Genomic DNA, 4,742 nt, shown 5'->3' with positions numbered 1-4,742 from the left:
GGGCGCGGCAAAAGCGGCTCAACGATCCGCCATTCCTCATCGCTCAGGTCATATCGTGCCATGCTCACCTCCTGCTCTTTCGCAGAAGTGAATCACGCTAATCTCGTCAGTGGAACCCCTTATTGAGTACAGACCCTAGCCCAAGGGCGGCGGCGCCGGGGCGAAGACGGCGCGCAGGGTGGCGAGCTTGGGGCCCCAGAAGCGCCACATCAGCAGCACCGCGGCGGCGGTGAGCCCGGTGACCAGCCCGAGCCAGACGCCGACCCCCTGCCAGCCGAAGAGAAAGCCGAAGACATAGCCGCAGGGGACGCCGATCAGCCAGTAGCTGACGGCGGCGATGACCATCGGTGCGCGGGTGTCCTTGACCCCGCGCAACAGGCCCAGCGCCATGATCTGCGCCGCGTCGACGAACTGGAACAGCGCCGCCATGAAGACCAGCGAGACGCCGATCGCGAGGATCGCGGCGCGGTCGGGATCGCCGGGATCGAGGAACAGGCCGAGCAGCTGTTCGGGAAGGGCGAGGAACAGCGACACGGCGACCACCGCCATCGCCAGGGATAGCGCGATGGCGACCCGCGCGCCGCGCGCCAGATGTTCGGCGTCGCGCCGGCCCATGGCGTTGCCGGCGCGCACGGTGGCGGCATTGGACAGGCCGAGATGGACCATGAAAGTGGCGCTGGCCAGTTGCAGCGCGATGCCATGGGCCGCCAGCGTCAGCGTGCCCAGCCAGCCCATCATCAGGCTCGAGGCGGCAAAGAGCGAGACCTCGGACAGCGAGGTGATGCCGATCGGCAGTCCGAGGCGGAAGACATGGCCGAAGGCCTCCCAGTCGGGGCGCCAGAGCCGGGCGAAGAGATCGTGCTGCGGCAGCGCGACACGGGCATAGAGGACGACCCCGGCCAGCGACACCAGCTGCACCATGAGCGAGGCGATGGCGGCGCCGATCACCCCCAGTTCCGGCGCCCCCCAGTGGCCGAAGATCAACATGTAGTTGGCCAGCGCGTTGACCAGCGCCGCCAGCAGCGTCACCCAGAACACCACCCGGGTGCGCCCCAGCGCCGCGAGATAGGATTTCAGCACCATCACCACCAGCGCCGGCAGCAGCCCGGCCCCGACCAGCCGCAGGTAGCCCTGGGCCAGATCGGCGATCGCCGCCTCCTGCCCCATCAGCCGCAGCAGCGGGCCGGAATACCAGAACAGCGGCAGCGCCAGAAAGGAGGAGACCACCGAGAGCCAGATCGCCATCCGGGTGACGCGGCGCAGCGCGGTCTCGTCGCCGGCGGCATCGGCCTCGGCCACCAGCGGCATCACCGCGATGGCAAAGCCCGAGCCGAGAATGAAGATGACGAAGAAGAACATGCCGCCGAGCACCACCGCCGCCAGCGCCTCGACCTGGTACCAGCCGAGCATGATCGTGTCGGTGAGCCCGATCGCGAACTGCGCCAGATGTCCGCCGATCAGCGGCAGACCGAGGGTCAGCATCGCGCGGCCGTGCTCGGGGTAGGAAACCTGCGTCTTCATCCCCAAGGCTTAGGGGGGAAAGAGGGCGCTGGCAAGCGGTGGCGACGCCGCGTCAGCGCCCTGCGGGCGCGGCCGGATCCGGGCCGATGCGCCCGGCAGAACGAAAAAAGACGGCCCGACCGCTGGGGCCGATGCCGTCTTTTCCGGGTCCGCCCGCCGCGCCGGCGCCGCACCCCTCAGGCGGCGCAGCGGCGGGCGGGCGCCCTAACTCAGGTCCGGCGCGTCTCGGGGTGCAGCGCGGTGCCGAGGATATGGTCGGCGCGGTGGATGACATGGCTGGCGGTGGACACGATCAGCGGGTCGGGCGCATGGGCGACCCTGAGATCCTTGCCCGGGTAGTCCAGCGACTCGAGGAAATGCAGCATGCAGTTCAGCCGCGCGCGTTTCTTGTCGTTGGACTTGATCACCGTCCAGGGCGCGTCGGCGGTGTCGGTGTAGAAGAACATCGCCTCCTTGGCCTCGGTGTAATCATCCCACTTGTCCAGCGAGGCCTTGTCGATCGGCGACAGTTTCCATTGTTTCAGCGGGTCGGTTTCGCGGCTTTGGAAGCGGCGCCGCTGTTCGTCCCGGGTGACCGAGAACCAGTATTTGTAGAGCCGGATGCCCGAGCGCGCCAGCATCCGTTCAAGCTCGGGCGTCTGGCGCATGAATTCGAGGTATTCCCCCGGCTCGCAGAAGCCCATCACCCTTTCGACCCCGGCGCGGTTGTACCACGAGCGGTCGTAGAGCACCATTTCACCGGCGGTCGGCAGGTGGTCGATGTAGCGCTGGAAATACCACTGGCCGCGTTCCTCGTCGGTGGGTTTGTTCAGCGCCACCACGCGCGCCGAGCGCGGGTTGAGATGCTCGGTAAAACGCTTGATCGTGCCGCCCTTGCCGGCGGCGTCGCGGCCTTCGAACAGCATGACGAATTTCTGGCCGGTTTCCTGCGCCCAATGCTGCACCTTCAGAAGCTCGGCCTGCAACTTGGCCTTCTGGGTCTCGTAGGCGCGGCGCGACAGCTTGGTGTCATAGGGGTAATCATCGGTGTCAAAGGCGGTTTGCGGTGCCTTCTTTGCCGGTTCCGGCAGGACGGTGGCGGGCGCGCCGTTCAGCGTGCCCTTGGCGACATCCCGGGTTTTATTCTTGCTTTCGGCGTGAGGTGTCGCAATGGGTGCGGTCATGAAAATCTCCTGCTGTATGAATTCGCCCGGACCCTAAACCGCCCCGGCCCGAACCGCCTTGACATGCCTCAAACCGGCCCGTGACAAAGCGCAATTTGCCGGCTGAAATCCTTCATCCGGACGCCCTGCAATCGGCAGGGGGACATGGCGGGCCCCGCCGCGCCAGAGCCGCGCCTGAACCGGGCCTGAGCCGCACCAATGCCGGGCCGAGGCATCGGCGGCCTTCGGCACGCACCATCCAACTGACGTCTTTCCCCGATCCGCGCGGCCTGCCATAATGGCGGCCAAGCAACAGCAAAAGATGAGCAGCCCCGCGCATGGCAAACGACCTTCTGGCCGACAGCAAACCCCAGGACTATGACGCCTCTTCCATCGAAGTACTGGAAGGGCTGGAGCCGGTCCGCAAACGTCCCGGCATGTATATCGGCGGCACCGACGAACGGGCGCTGCACCATATGGTGGCCGAGGTTCTGGACAACTCGATGGACGAGGCGGTGGCCGGCTTTGCCAACCGCATCGAGGTCGAACTGCACGAAGATTACGCGGTGACCATCCGCGACAACGGCCGGGGCATCCCGGTCGATCCGCACCCCAAGTTCCCCGACAAGTCGGCGCTCGAGGTGATCCTCTGTACCCTGCATGCGGGCGGCAAGTTCTCGGGCAAGGCCTATCAGACCTCGGGCGGTCTGCACGGGGTCGGTGCCTCGGTGGTCAACGCGCTCAGCGATTCCATGGTGGTGCAGGTGGCGCGCAACAAGGCGCTTTACGAACAGCGGTTCTCGCGCGGGCTGCCGCTGGGCCCGGTGGAACAGGTCGGCGCCGCCCCCAACCGGCGCGGCACCTCCGTCACCTTCCACGCCGACGCCGAGATCTTCGGCCATCACCGTTTCAAGCCGGCGCGGCTGTTCAAGTCGATCCGCTCCAAGGCCTATCTGTTCTCGGGTGTGGAAATCCGCTGGAAATCGGCCATCGACGACGGCGAGACCCCAACCGAAGCCTCGTTCCATTTCCCCGGCGGGCTGGCCGATTACCTCAATGAGTCGATGAACGGCTCATCGACCTATGCCGAACAGCCCTTTGCCGGCACCGTCGATTTTCAGGGGCGCTTTCAGGTGCCGGGCAAGGTCGAATGGGCGATCAACTGGACCCCGTCGCGCGACGGTTTCATCCAGAGCTATTGCAACACCGTGCCGACCCCCGAAGGCGGCACCCATGTCGGCGGCTTCTGGGCGGCGATCCTCAAGGGGATCAAGGCCTATGGCGAGCTGGTCAACAACAAGAAGGCCGCCTCGATCACCCGTGACGACCTGATCGCCGGGGGCTGCGCGCTGGTATCGTGTTTCATCCGCGAGCCCGAGTTCGTCGGCCAGACCAAGGACCGGCTGGCCACCACCGAGGCGGCGCGGCTGGTCGAGGGCGCGGTGCGCGACCATTTCGACAACTGGCTGGCCGCCGACACCAAATCGGCCGGGGCGATCCTCGACTTCCTGGTGCTGCGCGCCGAGGAACGGCTGCGCCGGCGGCAGGAAAAGGAAACCCAGCGCAAGACCGCCACCAAGCGGCTACGCCTGCCCGGAAAGCTGGTCGATTGTTCGGCCACCAACCGCGACGGCACCGAATTGTTCATCGTCGAGGGCGACTCGGCGGGCGGCTCGGCCAAGATGGCGCGCAACCGCAAGACCCAGGCGCTGCTGCCGCTGCGCGGCAAGATCCTCAACGTGCTGGGGGCGGCCTCGTCGAAACTGGGCAGCAATGCCGAGATCAGCGATCTCACCCAGGCGCTGGGGGTCGGGCTGGGCAGCCGTTTCAACGTCGACGATCTGCGCTATGACAAGATCATCATCATGACCGACGCCGATGTCGACGGGGCCCATATCGCGGCGCTGCTGATGACGTTTTTCTTTACCCAGATGCGTCCGATGATCGACGCCGGGCATCTTTATCTGGCCTGCCCGCCGCTGTTCCGCCTGACCCAGGGCGCGCGCCGCGTCTATTGCATCGACGAGGCCGAGCGCGACGCCTGGCTGGCCAAGGGGCTGGGCGGCAAGGGCAAGATCG

3 protein-coding genes are annotated in these 4,742 nt (G+C 66.5%); 1 reads left to right on the top strand and 2 read right to left on the bottom strand.

The annotated features are described in order from the left end of the window. Positions 1–135 precede the first annotated feature (135 nt). Positions 136–1,521, bottom strand: a complete 1,386-nt coding sequence (locus ABZD10_RS13780) for an MATE family efflux transporter (protein ID WP_372887322.1) — start codon at positions 1,519–1,521, stop codon at positions 136–138. Positions 1,522–1,730: 209 nt separating this feature from the next. Continuing rightward, the gene (gene ppk2 / locus ABZD10_RS13775) at positions 1,731–2,684 is read right to left on the bottom strand and encodes a polyphosphate kinase 2 (protein WP_372887320.1); all 954 of its coding nucleotides are present in this window, start codon (positions 2,682–2,684) and stop codon (positions 1,731–1,733) included. A 317-nt stretch (positions 2,685–3,001) separates the two neighbouring features. On the opposite strand from ppk2, the gene ABZD10_RS13770 reads away from it, so the two are divergent. Continuing rightward, on the top strand, positions 3,002–4,742 hold a 1,741-nt coding region (locus ABZD10_RS13770; RefSeq protein WP_372887318.1), incomplete at its 3' end, for a type IIA DNA topoisomerase subunit B.

Source organism: Shimia sp. (assembly GCF_041624275.1).
Lineage (GTDB): Bacteria > Pseudomonadota > Alphaproteobacteria > Rhodobacterales > Rhodobacteraceae > Shimia.
This window is presented reverse-complemented; position numbering and strand designations above follow the sequence as displayed.